The sequence below is a fragment of the Serratia sp. CoH_134_PS_4 genome (assembly GCF_058190535.1).
The window spans coordinates 1,014,245-1,033,575 of sequence record NZ_JBXWKI010000001.1; the positions used below are offsets into that span (position 1 = coordinate 1,014,245).

Genomic DNA, 19,331 nt, shown 5'->3' on the forward strand with positions numbered 1-19,331 from the left:
TCAAAACCGAGATGGTTATGTCAGTAATAAACAGGGTAATCACCTGACACTACTTAATTTCCCCTCATCTCGACAAACACAAATAACCTTAGTTATATCAGAAAAAAATAATACCATATGGATTTAATAGAAATAATAAATCAAATAAAACAAAGTGATATAAAACCATTACTAAAAACAAGGAAATATAAATGTGAAAAAAAATTAACTATCTATAATTAATTTTCGACGCCTGACCACAGAGAAAATCAATGAGTAAACCATAAATAAATAGCAAATTAATAAAATTCCTATCTTCAAAAAAATCCTATGTTTACATCACGGAGGTCACCCTATGTCTGCAAATAGAGAACCTATTGCCATTATTGGCATTGGTTGCAAAACCCCTGGAAATGCGAATAATCACAAAGAGTTATGGGATGTATTACTGAAAGGCGTCGACGGTATTACCGACGTCCCCCCTGAGCGCTGGAATAAGGACAAGTTCTACGATCCAGACACCAATAAAACCGGAAAAACCAAGACGGCACGCGGTGGTTTTATCAATGGCATTGACAAGTTTGATAATGAATTCTTTAATATTTTCCCCAAGGAAGCAGAAAATATCGATCCCATGCAGCGCTTGCTGCTGCAGGCAACCTTTGAGGCGTTAGAAGACGCTGGCGATCGACTGGATAGGTTCCGCGGCTCAAAAACCGCCGTATATATCGGTTCGTTTGCCAACGATTATCAGGATATTCTTGCCGATCCTGATAACCGTTATCGCATTAGCCCACAGTCAGCCATGGGGATCTCACTGACATCTTTAGCAAACCGCATTTCCTATTTGTACGATTTAAAAGGTCCAAGCATTGCCGTCGATACCGCGTGTTCGGCCTCCCTGGTTGCCATCCACCTGGCGTGTCAGAGCATTTGGTTACGGGAGGCGAAGCAGGCCATTGCCGGCGGGGTTAACCTGAATATCAACCCTGCGTTGACGATGATGCTGTCAAAAGGCAATTTCCTCAGTGCAGACGGCACCTGTAAAAGTTTTGACGAAAGTGGCAATGGCTACGTGCGCGGAGAAGGTGTGGGATTGGTCTATCTGAAGCCACTAACTCAGGCGTTGGCGGACAATAATAAGATCTATGCCCTGGTGCGAGGCAGCGCCTGTAACTCTGACGGCTTTACCCCTGCCGGTTTTACCGTACCCAACCCCGAAGCCCAAACGGAAATGCTTCAGACGGCGTACCGGCAAGCAGGCATTGATCCGCAACGAGTGCAATATATTGAGGCCCACGGTACGGGAACTTCTGTCGGTGACCCATTGGAAACTCAAGCCTTCGCCAATGTGTTTAGCCAGCGTCCCGTTGAACAGCCCCTGCTTATTGGATCAATAAAAAGTAACCTTGGTCATCTGGAGGGGGCAGCAGGTGTCACCGGCTTGATTAAACTGGCGCTCTGCCTCCATCATAAACAGATCCCGGCGAACCTGCATTTCAACAGACCAAATCCCAAAATTGACTTTGAGAATTGGCGCCTGAAGGTGGTGGACCGCAATCAACGCTGGCCTGCACCGAGCCACGGTCGCTCACGTATAGGCGGTGTTAACTCATTTGGTGCAGGAGGTACCAACGCTCACGTTGTCTTGGAAGAATACATACCGGATACAGAGGTCATTGTCGGCCTGGATCAGGCAGAAGATATCCGGCCGGAGGTAAATCTGTTCAGTTGCAGTGCCCAAACGCCTGAGGCGCTGAAAGCACAATTACAAACCTATCTGGCCTATCTGTCAGACACCCAAGCTAACCTGAACGATATCTGTTTCAACGCCGGTCAACATCGATCGTTACTTCGCCACCGTCTCGCTATTGCAGCCAGCAGCACGGAGGATCTTGGTGAAAAGATAAGTGCTTACCTACGCGGTGAGTCGCTCGCCGGCGTTGAGTCAGGGCAGGCACAGGATAAGAAGCCGCGTTTGGCTTTCGTCTTTACCGGTCAAGGGCCGCAATGGTACGCCATGGGCCGTCAGCTTATTGATACGGAGCCCGTTTTCCGTCACGTAATCGCCACCATCGACAAGCTGTTTGTCGACATTGCCGGTTGGTCGTTACTGGAAGAAATGAGCCGTCCAGAATCAGAATCACAAATTAGTGATACTCGGATTGCCCAACCCGCCATCATGGCCTTGCAAATCGCCTTGGTCGAATTATGGAAACACAACGGTATTGAGCCTGAAGGTGTCATTGGCCACTCAATCGGTGAAGTTGCGGCAGCCTATACCGCCGGGGCACTCACGTTGGAACAGGCAGTGCAGGTGATATTCCACCGCAGTCGCGGCCAGCACGCGGCATCTGGCAAAGGCGTCATGTTGGCTGTTGGCGTCGATTTACCGACCGCCGAAAAGTTGATTGCCAACGTTGCCGATCGCGTGTCCATAGCCGCCATTAACGGCCCCGAAAGCATTACCCTTTCCGGAGACCGTAAACCACTGGACGCGATTGCCAGTGAGCTGGAAAAAAAAGATGTCTTCCATCGGTTCCTGAAGGTCGATGTGCCATTCCACTCACACCATATGGGCCCACTCAAAGAAGAGCTGATCGCCTCACTCAGCGCTTTAGAGCCCACTGCCGCCCAGATTGCCCTTTATTCCACCGTCAGCGGCAAGCGGGAAGACGGACTCCATTTAGTCAGCGATTATTGGTACCAAAACGTCCGCGACCCGGTCTATTTCTCGCCGGCACTGCAACGCATGGTAGAAGACGGCTTTGATATGTTTATCGAAATCGGCCCACACCCGGCTTTAAGCAGTGGAGCACAAGAACTGTTCACCAAGCTGAACGTCAATGCACAAATATTGCCGTCAATCCGCCGTCAGGAAGATGAAGCCGTGCGCCTTAAGCAAAGCCTGGGTGCGCTGCTGATCGCGGGACACCCAATGAGCTGGCACAAGGTCTGCCCTGGTGCAGGCCGACTGCATGATTTGCCTCGCTATGCCTGGCAAGAGAAACGTTTTTGGAATGAGAGCCGCCGCCATCAGGAACACCGCCTCAAACTCGATTTCCACCCCAATATTACCCAACATCATCGTTCAGGCATCAATCCAACCTGGCACGTGTTCAATGTATTTCTTGATAGCCAGGCAGATCCGTATCTCAGCGAGCATCGGATGGATGATCTGATTTTGTTCCCGGGTGCTGGGATTCTGGAACTTGCAATGGCCTCAGGTCGTCAGGCCTTTGGCGAGTCGTTCAGTTATCTGATGGATATCAGTTTTGAACGCGGACTGTTCCTGCCGGATGAAGGGGAGCCTTTAACCATTAACCTGGAGATTGATTCTGCATCAGGCCGCTATTGGCTGTTAAGCCGGGATGGCAGCAAACCCGATGCGGAGTGGATAAAACACGCGAACGGAATAATAAATTATCTGGACGTTAAACCGGCAGCGCCGCAAATCAGCCTGAGAGAAGTTCAGCGTGATGTCAGCCACCGAATCCCGGTACAACCCACTTACAACAGTTTAAAACGCGGTGGTTTAAGCTATGGCCCTGCGTTTAAAACTATCCAGAACCTCTGGAGCGCGCCGAATAAGTTGTTGGCGAAAATAGTCATACCTGACAGCCTGAAGTTTGGCCTCGACCGCTACTTCATGCATCCTGCACTCATGGACACCGTGGTTCATAGCATTCTCGCTACGCGACAGCAGGACACTGACGAAGAGTTGGGTGTTTACCTGCCGGTGCATATCGAACGCTACCACTTCTTCCAAAAGGCACAGGGCGATATTTTATGGAGCTACCTTTCTGTCCAACAAGCCGACGAAGACTATCTGCAAAGTGATGTGTTGCTGTTTGATGATGCCGGTAATGTAGTCGCTCAAATCATCGGCCTGCGATTAAAATACATCATCGGCTCACGCAGTAACGAAGAGGATATTGCCTACAGCGGTTGTTATGAATATGGCTGGCATCCTGTCGACAACGTAAGTGTACCGGCACAGCCTGGTACAGAAGTATTGTTGATTGCGGACGTGCAGACGCATTATCGCGCACTCGCCAACGCATTGAAGCAGCGCGGGGCGACGGTCATTACCTTGGGAGAAAACCCCGCATTCGATTGGCCGGTAGACCTGCAGGAGCGCCAGGCCGTGCTCAATGCGCTGGGGGAAGTCAAAGCACGCTACCCTGCCCTGACGCGCATTGTAAATCTGCTGCCGCAAGAGCACGTCGGTGAACATGACTTGGCCCCCCGGATAGAATCGCTAATCTGGAAAAGCGTCAATATCAACCACGCAATCATTGAAAATGAACTGCAACCCGTCCTTTGGACCATCAACTGCGGCTCGGAGTGGATCACGCCAGAAGACTCGCCCATTAATCTGATACAGGCTCCGCTGTATGGCGTCAGCCGCACCATGAACAATGAATATCCGCTTGCCGTCTGCAAGGTTGTTGATTTAGGCAAGGCTAACGAAGGCGAACTGAGCCTTCTTGCTGGACTGATTACGGCCCCCCACAGGGGTAAGAATGAAACCGAATTGGCGATACGCGGGGAGCAACTCTTCGCCCGCAGGTTGAAGAGCGTAGACCCCGACCAAGCTCAGCTCAACGCCGCCAAAGTGCTACCGGGGTGCGGCGGGAATTATCATGCTGTGTTTGGTGTGCCGGGCGTGATCGGTTCACTGCAAATGCGTCAATTTACACCTGCGGAGCTTCAGGAACATGAGATTGAGCTCGCGATAAAAGCCGCGGCATTGAACCGCCGTACAACGTCTGAACGTTCACTCAGCCACGAATGCAGTGGTGTGATAACCCGCATCGGCTCGGCAGTCAGCGGCTTCAAGACGGGGGATAGGGTTATCGCTATCACCGCTAACGGCGTGGCCGGAATCACTCGAGTCGACAAACATTACGTGACACATAAACCTGCCGCCCTGTCGTTTGAACAAGCCGCACTGCTGCCTATCGCCTGCCTGACGGCTTGGCAAGCCCTGTTCAAGCTAGCTCGAATCAAACCGGGTGAACGTGTGCTGATCCACTGCGCGCATACGCCAACGGGATTGGCCTGCGTGCATTTGGCTCAACAGCTAAAAGCCGATGTCTTTGCCAGCGCCGATACCGACGCTAGCCGAGAACAGCTTCGCTCATTGGGCATTACGCACGTTTATGACAGCACGACGTTAAGCTTCCATCAGCAAATTATGACCGATACGCAGGGTGCCGGCGTCGACATTGTTCTGAATAACCTCAGCGGTAAAGGCGCTATGCAAAGTCTGAGATGCCTGCAGCCTTTTGGCCGGTTTATAGCGCTGAACCAACATAACCAAGGAGAAAATGAAGCGTTAAGCTTCCACTGCCAACAAGCAAACTTCAGTTATTTTGCCGTGGATGTTCTGTCTCTGGTCGCTGAGAGACCGCATGAAGCCGCAGAGCTCTTTGCTCAGGCCATCGATGTAATTAACAGCGCAACGCCAATGCCATTGCCGGCCTACTCCGCTCTTCCGGTCAATGCACTTCCCTCCGCACTGGGCGACGATCGCCAGTCAGAAAACAGGGTGGTGACCATGGAGGGGGTCTCCGTCAATGCACTTCCCGCGCAGCATTTACAACTGTCAGCGGAGAAAACGTATCTGATCACCGGCGGGGCCAGCGGATTGGGCATCGTGCTGGCTACGTGGTTGGTGGAGCACGGGGCCAGAAAACTGGTGCTCGCCAGCCGCAGCGGCCCTAAGCATGACGAGGATCGCCATGCCATTGCGCTAATGCGCCAACAAGGGGTTGAGGTGCTGTTACCTAAAGTCGACCTCTCTTCGTCCACCGACGTGATGGCCATGATCGAACAGATCAAGCACGTTGCCCCGTTGGGCGGGGTTATTCACGGAGCGGCGGTGATGCAAAATGCCCTGATCGGCAATCTGCAGCGTGACGAACTGATGCCAGCCTTCGAGGCCAAAGCCTTGGGCGCCTGGCATTTACATCAAGCCCTGCAGAATACGCCTCTGGAATTCTTCCTTTCGCTTTCCTCCATCGCGTCCGTGTTCGGTTTTGGCGGCCAGACCTGTTATTCCGCCGCCAATAACTTTATCGACAAGCTAACGCATTATCGCCAAATGCAGGGACTGACTGCGCAGGCGATCAATATCGGCGTACTCGGTCAGTTTGCCGGGCTAACAAAGGATGCCGATTCGTTATTGAACCTGCTGGATAAACAAGGCTGGCTGCCGATGAGCCAGAAACAGGTGACAGCGAAAATCGAGCAAGTGTTGCTGGACGGCAATGTGATAAGAATGGCCGCCAATATTGACTGGGCGCGTTTCCGTGAGCATTACGATCATCTGCGCAACGATCTGCGTTTCGCCCATTTATTGTCCAATGAAGCACTGCAGATCAAAGGGCAAAACGACGGTAATATCAGCCTGCGTGAAAAAGTACAGGCGTTGTCGGGTTCCGAGGCCGTACAGGAACTGAAACATCAGCTGACCGAAGCATTAGCGCGGATCCTTGGTACCACCGTTGATAAGGTTGCGCCGGAAAAATCGCTCTCTGCGATGGGCTTGGATTCGTTAATGCTCAACCAGTTACGCCATTGGATCCAGCAAAAACTGGAGATCAATTACCCGTTGATGCGCATGGTGAAAGGCCCAAGCTTACTTGAACTCGCCGAGCAACTTTACCAGGAATTGACCAATGGCAGCACTGCGCAAGCACCATCCGGCGACATTTCAGGTATTACTTCAGAAGCCGACATTGAGGTTGTGCATGAATACTTTGTCCGTTTAAAACGGGCACCGAATGAACAGCCGAAGAAAACCAAGCTGTTTATGATGCCTTCGATGGGGGCTGGTGCATCGATGTTTGCTCACTTCCTCTATAACCCCCCGGCAGATTGCGAAGTCTATGCCATTCAATCCCCGGGCCGTGAAAACCGGTTACAGGAAGAAAACCACACCCAGTTGTCGGCGTTGTTGAGCGAATTGGAAACGGCATTCGATCGTTTGATGGAAGATGAAAAACAGCTGGGTTGGGAAGGTGACATCGCCTTCTTTGGTCATAGCTACGGAGGGATAGTGATGTTCGAGCTCTACCGGGCATTGCGTGCCGGCAACAAACTCTTGCCGGTGCATTTCTTCTCATCGGCAACCATGGCACCACAGCTCACCGGCACCTGGAAAAACCGCGAATCGTTACGCGAAAGTGGTGTTGCTTCCAACTCAGAGCAAAAAATCCTCGGTCTGTTGACCTACATTGACGATCTGGAGTTCGTTAAGCAGATCTTACCGGGGCTGCGCAGAGATATGCCATTACTATTAAGTTATGAATACCAGCACGACGCGCCGCTGTCCTGCCCGATTACGGTGTTCTCAGCGCTGGAGGATGAGGTCACGCTGGTCGATGAAATGACCGCCTGGGAGGCGCAAACCACCCACGCCTTCCAGCAATTTGTGGTACACGGTGACCACTGGTTTGTCAGCCGCAATAAAGACTTTATTGGCGAAAAAATAGCGGAGGTGCTGGCAGGATTATACGCGCAGTCTCGTCCCTAGCAGCCATTGCACACATGATGAGAAAACCCGTCGTTTTCTGATCTTCACCTAAACAAGAGAGAAGCCATAGGGCTTCTCTCTTTCGTTGTAACCCTATTCTGGAGTGACTCTACATTTCACTTCACACCCGAAGCTTTAGCGTTCTGGCTTCTCAATAAAGCTCGAAATGAACGGTTTTGCCGGTGAATAGAGCAATAATTGAACTGTTGGTATTATCGACATAACGCATAGTCTGATTTTTATCTCCCTGGAGAAAATCATGACCACAAGCAAATCAGACACGGTGGATTCGGCCAGCCCTACCGCGACGCAATGGCCAGCAATCGTCAACGTGCTGTTCGCTGGTATTGCCGTTGCCCTCCATGTGGGTAAAGCAACCATTGCCCTGCCGGAACTGCAGCGCGAGTTTGGTCGTTCGCTGGAGTCGCTGAGTTGGATCATCTCAGCCTTTCCGTTTATCGGCGTGTTTGGCGGTATCGCTGCAGGCCTGCTGGTTCGCCGCTGGGGCGATCGTCGTTTACTGAGCCTGGGATTAGTGATTGTCAGCCTCGCCAGCTTTGCCGGCGCCATGCAACATGATTTTGCCGGACTGATCGTGACCCGAGTCGTCGAAGGAATTGGCTTCGTCATTGTCGTCGTCGCCGCACCGACCGTGCTCACGCGTGTGGTCGCACCACAAAAACGGAATCTGGTGTTCAGCATCTGGAGCACCTTTATGCCGGCAGGCATAGCCCTCTCCCTGTTTTTCGGCCCGCATTTCGCTGGTTGGCAACAGAGTTGGGTCGCGGGCGGTGCCCTGACGCTGCTGGCAGCACTGCTGCTGCCATTAACGACCCCACGTGGTACGATAACCCTTTCCTCAGCACCCGCGATCAAACTGCGGCAGGCGCTGCTCAGTATCATGCGTGCGCGACAACCGCTGTTGTTGGCGTTGATATTTACCACCTACAACCTGCAGTTCTTTGCCGTGATGGCCTTTTTGCCGATATTCCTGATGCAACGCATCGGGTTAACGTTGGCAGCGGCAGGTGGCGTCAGCGCTGCCGTGATTGCCGTCAATATTCTCGGCAACCTGGCCGCAGGCGTGCTGTTGTCGCGCGGTCTACGGGCCCGAACCCTGCTCGCTGTTGTCAGTACCTTCATGGGGCTTGCCGGGGCCGGCGTTTTCCTTTCAATAACGCCTAACGGCCTGCTTGTCCCGCTGTGTTTACTGTTTAGTGGCATCGGTGGCATGCTGCCCGCCACTATCTTGGCGGCGACACCAGCAGCAGCGCCAGAGCCCACATTGATCCCCCTGAGCCTGGGCCTGGTGATGCAAGGCATTTATCTCGGCCAGGTGATCGGCCCGGTCGTCTTGAGTGCCCTTGTTGCCTACGCGGGTTGGACAGCCCCCTCCGTACTGGTGCTGTCCGCCGCGGTACTGGGGAGCGCACTGGCGTTATCGCTCACAACGAAGGCGCGATAAACGAAAGGCCCATTACACAATATATAAAATGAGTCCATTGGGCTGGTAATCAACGAGAGGCCGCTGTGGCCTATGTGAGCAGTAACGTCACCGACGAAGGGGATTCTCGCTGGCGAACTTAACGCCCCGTTTCCTATACCCAATACCCCCACAAAATGAGGCATCATTAATAAGCTTTATTAATTATTGGTGCATAAAATCCACTACCTGTTACGCGTTTGTGATGTTAGGGTTTGTTCTTCAAGAAGTGTCAATGCCGGTGCATATCGAGATTGACAAGAAAAATCTATCATCAGAGGGACGGGTATGATGTCTAAAGGTATTTCAAAAGGATTCTTTATTCTGATCCTTTTTATTGTTACCGCTGCTTTTCTGGACGTATTGGGTCCCTATTACTCGTCAGTGCTGTGGGCCATCATTTTGGCGGTGATTTTCCACCCGGTGAAACAAAAGCTCAAACAATACCTGGGCGATCGAAATGGCCTGGTTTCGCTTTTGACGGTCGCAGTGATCTGTTTGATCGTGTTTACGCCGTTGGCGATCATCGCATCTTCGTTGGCGATTGAACTCAACGTTGTCTACACCAAGTTGCAAGGTAACAACACGCAATTCCCGGTCATTCTGGCCGACACCCTGCGATTACTGCCGGGTTGGGCACGCCATTTTCTGACTGAACATAACCTCGACAATGCCGCAGAAATACAAAAGAAACTCTCCGAGCTGGCGCTGCAAGGCGGGCAATATCTTGCCGGTAGCGTGTTCCTGATCGGCAAGGGTACGTTCAACTTTGCCGTTGGCTTTGGCGTCATGCTATATCTGCTGTTCTTCCTGTTGAAAGACGGCCCTTATCTGGTCAACCTGACGCTCGAAGCATTGCCGTTATCCGAATACGTGAAACATCACCTGTTTGTGAAATTCGCCGCGGTTTCCCGTGCCACGGTGAAAGGCACCGTCGTGGTCGCCGTCGTGCAAGGTGCGCTCGGTGGTCTGGCGTTTTATGTCACCGGGATCGAAGGTAGCCTGTTGTGGGCTGCACTGATGGCATTCCTGTCCATTATCCCTGCCGTGGGTTCTGCCATTATCTGGGTGCCTGCAGCCATCTATTTCTTCGCCACCGGTATGCTGTGGAAAGGCCTGTTCCTGGTGGGCTTCTTCGTGGTTATCATCGGCCTGGTCGATAACATCCTTCGTCCACTGTTGGTCGGTAAAGACACCAAGATGCCTGACTATCTGATCCTGATCTCTACCCTGGGTGGGATGGAAATCTACGGTATCAACGGCTTTGTCATCGGCCCACTGATTGCCGCCCTGTTTATCGCTTGCTGGAATATCCTTTCCGGCCGCGACAGCAAGGAAAATACGGATGAAATCGATGAAGAATTCATTGAGGAAGGGAAAAACCACCCTGATGCCACGAAGGCGGAGTAAATAAAAGATCCCTTATTTAAAACGCCCCCCGCTTTACGCGGGGGGCGTTAGATCATGCCGATGTAATCAGCCGGGTATAATTTGCCTGAGCCGTAGGGCCCCAAACACCATCACGTTGTCGTACCATACCCATGACAATATTCTGGAAGCCAACGCACTCACCATGAACGCAAATCACTGCACTGAGTAAAGATCTCTCATTTAACCCATGAGGCTCCAGATAAATATCGGTTGGAATCGGCTTGCCCGCTGCATCAATAGGAATTTCCAACATACTTACACTATAGTTACCGAACGACTCACCCTCGTTGAATTTATATAGCTCGACGTAATTCTTCCAGACCTCTACACCATCAATTTTATAATGACTTTGCAATTCGGTTAGAGATGATCCTACATCATCTTTCATTGCAATGGTGTCGAATCCAAACTCAATAACTTGATTATCCATAATTATCTTCTCCAGCTTTGTATTTTAATCATCAGGTTATAAACCTGAACCATTGTCGGTAACGACGTAGTCAGCTTATGATGTATTTCAGTCATGAGGTACTGAAGACCGTTGTTTGGTGCCTTAGCAAACATAGGAATATATCGTCATACTCTATACCCGAGCGAAGCCATTACTGGAGGCACTTGAGCAAACTGAAACAGAATTAGCGTTGCGGCAAATGCAACTCAAGGGCCCATTACGTATATGTATTCCCAATGAAATAGGTCCTGCGTTGCTGGGGTCTGTTGTTGCCGATTTCGCCTGCCAGCACCCTGAGCTGGAGATAAGCTGTGTCGCAAATTTGTCAGGTCTCGAATCCTTCCGAGATGATCTGGATTTAGCTGTCATTATTACCCGTGGTCAGATGGATGACAGCGACTACATAGCCCGCCTTCTGATGACTATCCCCTGCACCATCGTTGCAGCCCCCTCCGTTATTCAGCGTTATGGCACCCCTTCGCATATCCAACAATTTGAAAAACTACCCTGTATTACAATGGTAAGTGCACTGAAAGGTGCTCGCTGGCAGTTTATCAATACAAAGGGGAGATTCGAGACAGTCAAGGTTAAAGGGCATTACCGGGTAAACAGCGGAGAGATGGCAGAACGAGCTGCAGTAGCAGGCGTCGGTTTTGCAATTCTATCGAAACAAGCCTGCCACCCCTACATTAACGATGGACGGCTAATCGAGGTTGAGTTTGAACAATCGCCAGCCCCATTGCAATTGTTCGCACTTTATTCAGATCGGCGTTACTTACCCGCTAAAACAAGAGCACTCATTGATTTCATGCATCAGAAATTGAGCAATATATCCTTCGCAACATAAGGCAGCGTTGAATAGCCACAGAGAGTCCAGTTAGCACAATGAATCTCTACTTAACACATAATGTCTGCTATTCGCTAAAACTGTCGGTCCACTCGACTTGTTTGTTCAGCTATTGGTTTTGTTTAAAGCAAACAAGTAATTTGCAAACGGGACTACTCCATTCCTATGGTTTGGACTGAACTCACGCTTTAGATTGATACACTCAAAAAAAGCCAAAATGGTCGAGTTTTGATAACTTATTTTGATAATGTTTTGATAACCGTTGCAGTTTGAATAATAAAAAACGGGAACCATCAGGTTCCCGTTATCATTTAGCGCTTAAACACCATTACATGTGTTTAACGATAGCGTCGCCAAACTCTGAACATTTCAGCAATTTAGCGCCTTCCATCAGGCGTTCGAAGTCATAGGTCACGGTTTTGGCAGCGATTGCGCCTTCCATGCCCTTAACAATCAGGTCAGCCGCTTCGAACCAGCCCATGTGACGCAGCATCATTTCTGCAGACAGGATGATGGAACCTGGGTTCACCTTATCCTGGCCAGCATACTTAGGTGCAGTACCGTGGGTCGCTTCGAACAGTGCGCAATCAGAACCGATGTTGGCACCCGGTGCAATGCCGATACCGCCAACCTGTGCGGCCAGGGCGTCGGAGATGTAGTCACCGTTCAGGTTCATACAGGCGATCACGTCGTATTCAGCCGGACGCAGCAGGATTTGCTGCAGGAAGGCATCGGCGATCACGTCTTTAACGACAATTTCTTTACCGGTGTTCGGGTTCTTGATTTTCAGCCATGGGCCGCCGTCGATCAGCTCACCGCCGAACTCTTCACGTGCCAGTTCGTAGCCCCAATCCTTGAAGGCACCTTCGGTGAACTTCATGATGTTGCCTTTGTGAACCAGGGTCACAGAGTCACGGTCGTTGGTGATAGCGTATTCGATCGCTGCACGAACCAGACGTTTGGTCCCTTCTTCAGAACATGGCTTCACGCCGATACCGCATTGCTCTGGGAAACGGATTTTCTTCACACCCATTTCGTCGCGCAGGAACTTGATCACTTTGTCTGCTTCAGCAGAACCGGCTTTCCATTCGATACCCGCATAGATGTCTTCGGCGTTTTCGCGGAAGATCACCATGTCGGTCAGCTCTGGCTGTTTAACCGGGCTTGGGGTGCCCTGGTAGTAACGCACTGGACGCAGACACACGTACAGGTCCAGTTGCTGGCGCAGGGCCACGTTCAGGGAGCGAATACCGCCACCGACAGGGGTCGTCAGCGGGCCTTTGATGGCAACGCGGTAGTCACGGATCAGATCCAGGGTTTCTTCCGGCAGCCACACGTCTTTCCCGTAAACGTGAGTGGATTTTTCACCGGTGTAGATTTCCATCCAGGAGATTTTACGTTCGCCGTGGTAGGCTTTTTTCACAGCTGCATCAACCACGTGAATCATAGCAGGGGTAACGTCAACGCCAATACCGTCGCCTTCGATAAACGGAATGATCGGGTTATTCGGAACAACCAGTTTACCCTGGGCATCGACCGTAATCTTTTTACCTTCTGCCGGAACAACTACTTTGCTTTCCATCAACCTCTCCTTCAAGCGCAATTTTTGTTAATGCTTTGTAAGATGCGTGTAGATACTACTGGAATTTTCTGTCCGCGCCAATCCGAAACGGATTCGGTTATAATGCGCCTATCATCCGTAATCTCAACTGTTATGAAAAAATTCTCTGTTAAAAATCACAAAGTTAAACGATTCAGCAAGCCTGAGTCCGCTAAACCCGCTGTAGCACAGGGCCCGCGTCGTGTCGTGTTATTCAATAAGCCATTCGATGTGCTCCCGCAATTTACCGATGAAGCAGGCCGCGCGACGCTGAAAGAATTCATTCCTTTTCCTGATGTTTACGCCGCCGGACGCCTGGATCGCGACAGTGAAGGGTTATTGGTATTAACCAATGACGGCAAGCTACAGGCACAGCTTACCCAACCGGGTAAACGCACCGGCAAAGTGTATTACGTACAAGTCGAGGGTACGCCGCAGGAAAGCGATTTGGCGCCCTTGCGCAGCAGTGTCACGCTCAAAGATGGCCCTACGCTGCCTGCCGGTGTGGAGTTGGTCGCAGAACCACAATGGTTGTGGCCACGCAACCCACCAATCCGCGAACGTAAGTCGATCCCTACCGCCTGGCTAAAAATCACCCTGTATGAGGGCCGAAACCGCCAAGTGCGTCGCATGACTGCACATATCGGCTTTCCTACCCTGCGGCTGATTCGCTACAGTATGGGCAATATTTCATTGGGTGAACTGCAACCCGGTGAATGGAAAATCCTGGATTCACTGTAATTGGCCTCTGGAGCAGCAACGATGAAAACATTAACCGCGCTACTGTTCACCACTCTGCTTTCCGTCTCTTCCGCACAGGCTGCCAGTTTCGACTGCGCCAAAGCCGTCAACGCCGATGAAAAGGCGATCTGCGCCAGCCGTACGCTAAGCGACAAAGATGTGGAAATGGCCACCAAATACCAGTTTTTGCACGGCCTGTTCGCCATGGGGGTGAGCGGAGAGATGCTGGACCAACAACAAAGCTGGTTAGAGCAACGTAAACTGTGCGGTAGCGACGTCAATTGCCTGTCCGCCAGTTACAAAACCCGCATTGCCGAGTTGGATGATATCTATCAGCACATTAACAAACCGCTGTAAGAGGCCGCCATGTTTAAACCGCACGTCACCGTTGCCTGCGTGGTTCACGCCGCTGGAAAGTTTTTGATCGTCGAAGAAACCATCAACAACAAGGCATTATGGAACCAGCCAGCCGGTCATCTCGAGGCTGACGAGACCTTGGTGCAGGCCGCTGAACGCGAACTTTGGGAGGAAACCGGCATCCGTGCCACGCCGCAATCATTCCTCAAGCTGCATCAATGGATCGCACCGGACAATACGCCGTTTCTGCGCTTTTGCTTTGTTATTGAGCTGGAGCAGCAGTTGCCAACAGCGCCAAACGACAGCGATATCGATCGCTGTCTGTGGCTGACTGCCGACGAAATATTGCAGGCCCCTAACCTGCGTTCCGCGCTGGTAGCGGAAAGCGTTCGTTGTTATCAACAGCCGGAACGTTATCCGCTGTCGCTGGTCAGTAGCTATAACTGGCCGTTCTGAGATAAATAAGTGCCGTGCGCCGGCGCGGCCAACGTGGTAAAATCCTGCGCTTGTTTTTTATCAGCACGGTTCGTGTTCAAGTTCGTGAGATCCCCATGTCAGACAACAGCCAGAAAAAAGTAATCGTCGGTATGTCCGGCGGCGTCGACTCTTCCGTTACTGCCTATCTGTTACAGCAACAGGGCTATCAGGTCGCTGGGCTGTTTATGAAGAACTGGGAAGAAGACGATGACGAAGAATATTGCTCCGCAGCGACCGATCTGGCCGATGCGCAGGCAGTATGCGACAAACTCGGTATCGAACTGCATACGGTGAATTTCGCGGCAGAGTACTGGGACAACGTTTTTGAACTGTTCCTGGAAGAGTACAAAGCCGGCCGTACGCCGAACCCAGACATTCTGTGCAATAAAGAAATCAAATTCAAAGCGTTCCTGGAATTCGCCGCAGAAGATCTGGGCGCCGATTTTATCGCCACCGGTCACTACGTACGTCGCCAGGACGTAGAGGGCAAAAGCCGCTTACTGCGCGGTGTCGACGGTAACAAAGACCAGAGCTATTTCCTCTATACCCTGAGCCACGAGCAGGTTGCACAAAGCCTGTTCCCGGTCGGTGAACTGGAAAAGCCTGAGGTGCGTCGCATCGCCGAACAGCTTGAGCTGGTCACCGCCAAGAAAAAAGACTCCACCGGTATCTGTTTTATCGGCGAACGCAAATTCCGTGATTTCCTCGGCCGCTACCTGCCAGCACAACCAGGCCCCATTGTCACTGTCGACGGCCAGACCGTCGGTGAACATCAGGGCTTGATGTACCACACCCTGGGTCAACGTAAAGGGCTGGGCATTGGCGGCATGAAGGACAGCAGTGAAGATCCGTGGTACGTCGTCGACAAAGACGTTGCCAACAACATTTTGGTGGTCGCCCAAGGGCATGAGCATCCGCGTCTGATGTCCGTCGGTCTGATCGCACAACAGCTACATTGGGTCGACCGTCTGCCACTGACTGGCCCCTTCCGTTGTACGGTGAAAACGCGTTACCGCCAACAGGATATTCCATGCACAGTCACCCCGCTTGACGAAGAACGTATTGAAGTGCGTTTCGACGAGCCGGTCGCCGCTGTCACCCCAGGCCAGTCTGCCGTGTTCTATCAGGATGAAATCTGTCTCGGCGGCGGCATTATCGAACAGCGTTTACAGGAGTAACCGTGGCGAAGAATTATTATGACATTACGCTGGCGATGGCCGGAATCAGCCAGGCCGCGCGTATGGTCCAACAGTTGGCGCACGAAGGCCAATGCGATCGCGACGCCTTTCATATCTCGCTAAGCAGCCTGCTGCAGATGGACCCTTCTTCCACGCTGGCCGTCTTTGGTGGTGAAGAGCGTAATCTGAAAGTGGGTCTTGAGACGCTGATGAGCGTGCTCAATGCCAACAATAAAGGGCTGGGGGCAGAGCTGACTCGCTACACCATCAGCTTGATGGTGCTGGAGCGCAAACTCAACGCCAATAAACAGGCGATGAACCAGCTTGGTGAACGTCTTGGTCAACTTGAACGTCAGTTGGCGCATTTTGATCTGGAATCCGACACTATTATCAGCGCACTGGCCGGCATTTATGTCGACGTGGTCAGTCCGCTCGGGCCACGTATCCAGGTCACCGGCTCGCCGGCTATCTTGCAAAACCCGCAGGTGCAGGCCAAGGTTCGTGCCACATTGCTGGCGGGCATCCGTGCCGCCGTGCTGTGGCAACAGGTTGGCGGCAGCCGCCTGCAGTTAATGTTTTCCCGTAATCGTCTGTTCAAACAGGCGCAAAATATCGTTGCTCATTGTTAATAGATCCCAGGAGTTGCTACCGATGGAATTATCCTCACTGACCGCCGTCTCACCCGTTGATGGACGCTACGGTGATAAAGTCAGCGCACTGCGCGCCATTTTCAGCGAATACGGTCTGCTGAAATTCCGCGTGCAGGTTGAAGTACGTTGGCTGCAAAAACTGGCCGCCTGCGCAGAAATCAAGGAAGTTCCGGCTTTTGACGCCTACGCAAACGCTTTCCTCGACAAAATCGTCGCAGAGTTCAGCGAAGAAGACGCGCAACGCATCAAGACTATCGAACGCACCACCAACCACGACGTGAAAGCGGTTGAGTATTTCCTGAAAGAAAAAGTGGAAGCGATCCCTGCCCTGCAGGCGGTGTCCGAGTTTATCCACTTTGCGTGTACCTCAGAAGACATCAACAACCTGTCGCACGCGCTGATGCTACAAACCGCGCGTCAGGACGTGGTGCTGCCGTACTGGCGTAAAATCATCGATTCAATCAAGGGCCTGGCGCTGGAATACCGTGATATTCCGTTGCTGTCCCGTACCCACGGCCAACCGGCAACGCCGTCTACCGTCGGGAAAGAATTCGCCAACGTAGCCTACCGTATGGAACGTCAGTTCCGTCAGTTTGAGCGCGTGGAAATCATGGGCAAAATTAACGGTGCTGTCGGCAACTATAACGCCCACATTGTCGCTTACCCTGAAGTGGACTGGCATGTCTTCAGCGAAGAGTTCGTTACGTCTCTAGGCATCACCTGGAACCCGTACACCACACAGATTGAACCGCACGACTACATCGCAGAACTGTTTGACTGCGTGGCGCGTTTCAACACCATCCTGATCGACTTCGATCGTGATATCTGGGGTTATATCGCCCTGAATCACTTCAAGCAGAAAACCATCGCTGGCGAAATCGGTTCTTCTACCATGCCGCACAAGGTCAACCCGATCGACTTCGAAAACTCTGAAGGTAACCTGGGCTTGTCTAACGCGGTATTGGGTCATTTGGCCAGCAAACTGCCGGTTTCCCGCTGGCAGCGCGACCTGACTGACTCCACCGTGCTGCGTAATCTGGGTGTTGGCCTGGGTTATGCGCTGATCGCCTATCAGGCGACCATGAAAGGCATCAGCAAGCTGGAAGTGAATCAGGCACACCTGTTGGACGAACTGGATCACAACTGGGAAGTGCTGGCCGAGCCTATCCAAACCGTGATGCGCCGTTATGGCATCGAAAAGCCGTACGAGAAGCTGAAAGAGCTCACTCGCGGCAAGCGTGTGGATGCCGCGGGCATGCAGGCATTTATCGATGGGCTGGCCCTGCCGGAAGAAGAGAAAACGCGCCTGAAAGCCATGACTCCAGCGAACTACATCGGTCGCGCCGCGACCATGGTTGATGAACTGAAGTAACGGCTTGGTTTCACGTCAGAAAAGGCGGCCGTTTGGCCGCCTTTTTTATTCCATAAAATCCTGCAATCGTTTTTTCTGCTGCCCGTTCGCAGTAAAGTTATCGGGGTTTAGCCATTGCTCAAACCCGGCGTTGATGGCCGGCCAGCGGTCAACCGTCATCGCGAACCAGTCGGTATCCCGGCTGCGGCCTTTGGTGACCACTGCATACCTGAATGTCCCCTCATGGTTGAAACCAAATCTCGCCGCGGCCTGCCTGGAGGGGGCATTATGGCTGTCACACTTCCACTCGCAGCGACGATAGCCCAAATCCTCAAACACGTGCTTTAACATCAGATAAATCGCTTCGGTGGCGCTTGAACGCTGCTTCATCGCCGGTGACCAGCTGACATGGCCAATTTCCGCCACGCCGTTGCCTTCGTCGATACGCATATAAGCCACCGTCCCAACCGGAAGCTCGCTTTCACGGTCAAACACCGTCAAATTCACCAGTGTGGGGTTCGCCTGCAGCGCAGTCAGGTGTTGCAACATCGCCGCAGGGCTCTCAGGCCGCTCTATCGACAAATACGTCCAGTCCCGGCCATCCGGCGCCTGCTGGAAGGCGTGGAACAACGCAGCATGATCTCGCTGTGGGTCAAGCAGCTTCAGCTGGCAAAAGCGCCCTGCCAGGGTTTCCCCTGCGGGCCGTTTCGCCGCTCGCCACTCGGATAATGACTCACCGACCGGCTGCCCGAATTGATTGATCATCATATATTCTCCGCCGCTAACGGTTATAAACAATAAACGAGCTTCTTTGGCCTACTTTGTCGTACAGTGAGCGCGCTGGGGCGTTATATTCTTGTGTCATCCAATAAACCCTATCGCTGCCTTTTTCATTCGCCAGCAGATAAGCTTGCTCGAATAACTTTTCGGACGCTTTCTTACCCCGCGCCGCCGGTGAAACATAAAGATCTTCAATATAGCAATAACCGGCAGAGCTCCAGGTTGATGGGTGAAAAATCAGATTCATTAATCCCAACAATGTGCCGTCTTTATCTTCCGCCACCAGGCCGTAAACCTGATGCCCTTCGCATAACCGTTCAAAGGTATGATCGGTGACCTGCGCCGGAACCTCCGCACGGTAAAAATGAAGATAGCCTTGCCAAAGATCCAACCACTGTGATTTGTCATCGCTTTGTATTTTTCGTACTACAACTTCATTGTTGATTGGGCGCATAGATCCTCG

At 51.9% G+C, this 19,331-nt stretch carries 13 protein-coding genes and 1 pseudogene; 10 read left to right on the forward strand and 4 right to left on the reverse strand.

What is annotated here, in order from left to right; genetic code table 11:
* The first annotated feature begins 334 nt into the window (after window positions 1-334).
* The 3 genes from AC2FCQ_RS04700 to AC2FCQ_RS04710 all read left to right on the forward strand — a co-directional run bounded on the left by AC2FCQ_RS04700 (window position 335) and on the right by AC2FCQ_RS04710 (window position 10,415).
* Window positions 335-7,522 carry an SDR family NAD(P)-dependent oxidoreductase gene (locus AC2FCQ_RS04700; RefSeq protein ID WP_490307651.1) on the forward strand — a complete coding sequence of 2,396 codons (7,188 nt, stop codon included), beginning with the start codon at window positions 335-337 and terminating at the stop codon, window positions 7,520-7,522.
* A gap of 259 nt (window positions 7,523-7,781) precedes the next feature.
* Window positions 7,782-8,987 carry an MFS transporter gene (locus AC2FCQ_RS04705; protein WP_490307652.1) on the forward strand — a complete coding sequence of 402 codons (1,206 nt, stop codon included), beginning with the start codon at window positions 7,782-7,784 and terminating at the stop codon, window positions 8,985-8,987.
* Window positions 8,988-9,293: 306 nt separating this feature from the next.
* Window positions 9,294-10,415, forward strand: coding sequence for an AI-2E family transporter (locus tag AC2FCQ_RS04710; RefSeq protein ID WP_209632920.1), 1,122 nt, complete (start codon window positions 9,294-9,296; stop codon window positions 10,413-10,415).
* Window positions 10,416-10,467: 52 nt separating this feature from the next.
* On the opposite strand, the gene AC2FCQ_RS04715 is transcribed toward AC2FCQ_RS04710, so the two are convergent.
* Complete coding sequence (locus AC2FCQ_RS04715; RefSeq protein ID WP_490307653.1) at window positions 10,468-10,866, reverse strand: hypothetical protein; 399 nt, start codon at window positions 10,864-10,866, stop codon at window positions 10,468-10,470.
* 148 nt (window positions 10,867-11,014) lie between these two features.
* Here AC2FCQ_RS04715 and AC2FCQ_RS04720 point away from each other — a divergent pair.
* Window positions 11,015-11,734 (forward strand): annotated as a pseudogene (locus AC2FCQ_RS04720) (substrate binding domain-containing protein); the annotation flags it as partial.
* A 328-nt stretch (window positions 11,735-12,062) separates the two neighbouring features.
* Here the strand turns inward: AC2FCQ_RS04720 and icd are convergent.
* Complete coding sequence (icd, locus tag AC2FCQ_RS04725; RefSeq protein WP_012006449.1) at window positions 12,063-13,316, reverse strand: NADP-dependent isocitrate dehydrogenase; 1,254 nt, start codon at window positions 13,314-13,316, stop codon at window positions 12,063-12,065.
* 132 nt (window positions 13,317-13,448) lie between these two features.
* Here icd and rluE point away from each other — a divergent pair, with 132 nt between their 5' ends.
* From rluE to purB, 6 genes are all read left to right on the forward strand, one after another.
* Complete coding sequence (gene rluE / locus AC2FCQ_RS04730; RefSeq protein WP_490307654.1) at window positions 13,449-14,075, forward strand: 23S rRNA pseudouridine(2457) synthase RluE; 627 nt, start codon at window positions 13,449-13,451, stop codon at window positions 14,073-14,075.
* Window positions 14,076-14,096: 21 nt separating this feature from the next.
* On the forward strand, window positions 14,097-14,432 hold the full coding sequence (locus AC2FCQ_RS04735) for a lysozyme inhibitor LprI family protein (protein ID WP_490307655.1): 336 nt from the start codon (window positions 14,097-14,099) through the stop codon (window positions 14,430-14,432).
* Window positions 14,433-14,441: 9 nt separating this feature from the next.
* Window positions 14,442-14,888: an NUDIX hydrolase gene (locus AC2FCQ_RS04740; RefSeq protein WP_490307656.1), complete on the forward strand. Its 447-nt coding sequence runs from the start codon at window positions 14,442-14,444 to the stop codon at window positions 14,886-14,888.
* 95 nt (window positions 14,889-14,983) lie between these two features.
* A complete protein-coding gene (gene mnmA, locus AC2FCQ_RS04745; protein WP_209632871.1) occupies window positions 14,984-16,087 on the forward strand; it encodes a tRNA 2-thiouridine(34) synthase MnmA in 1,104 nt (367 codons plus the stop codon).
* A 2-nt stretch (window positions 16,088-16,089) separates the two neighbouring features.
* Window positions 16,090-16,716: a high frequency lysogenization protein HflD gene (gene hflD / locus AC2FCQ_RS04750; protein WP_265556967.1), complete on the forward strand. Its 627-nt coding sequence runs from the start codon at window positions 16,090-16,092 to the stop codon at window positions 16,714-16,716.
* A 22-nt stretch (window positions 16,717-16,738) separates the two neighbouring features.
* Window positions 16,739-18,109, forward strand: a complete 1,371-nt coding sequence (purB, locus tag AC2FCQ_RS04755; protein ID WP_490307657.1) for an adenylosuccinate lyase — start codon at window positions 16,739-16,741, stop codon at window positions 18,107-18,109.
* Between the two features lie 45 nt (window positions 18,110-18,154).
* Here purB and AC2FCQ_RS04760 read toward each other — a convergent pair whose 3' ends face one another.
* Window positions 18,155-18,856 carry a GNAT family N-acetyltransferase gene (locus AC2FCQ_RS04760; RefSeq protein WP_404759769.1) on the reverse strand — a complete coding sequence of 234 codons (702 nt, stop codon included), beginning with the start codon at window positions 18,854-18,856 and terminating at the stop codon, window positions 18,155-18,157.
* 13 nt (window positions 18,857-18,869) lie between these two features.
* Window positions 18,870-19,322, reverse strand: coding sequence for a GNAT family N-acetyltransferase (locus AC2FCQ_RS04765; RefSeq protein ID WP_209632868.1), 453 nt, complete (start codon window positions 19,320-19,322; stop codon window positions 18,870-18,872).
* Window positions 19,323-19,331 lie beyond the last annotated feature (9 nt).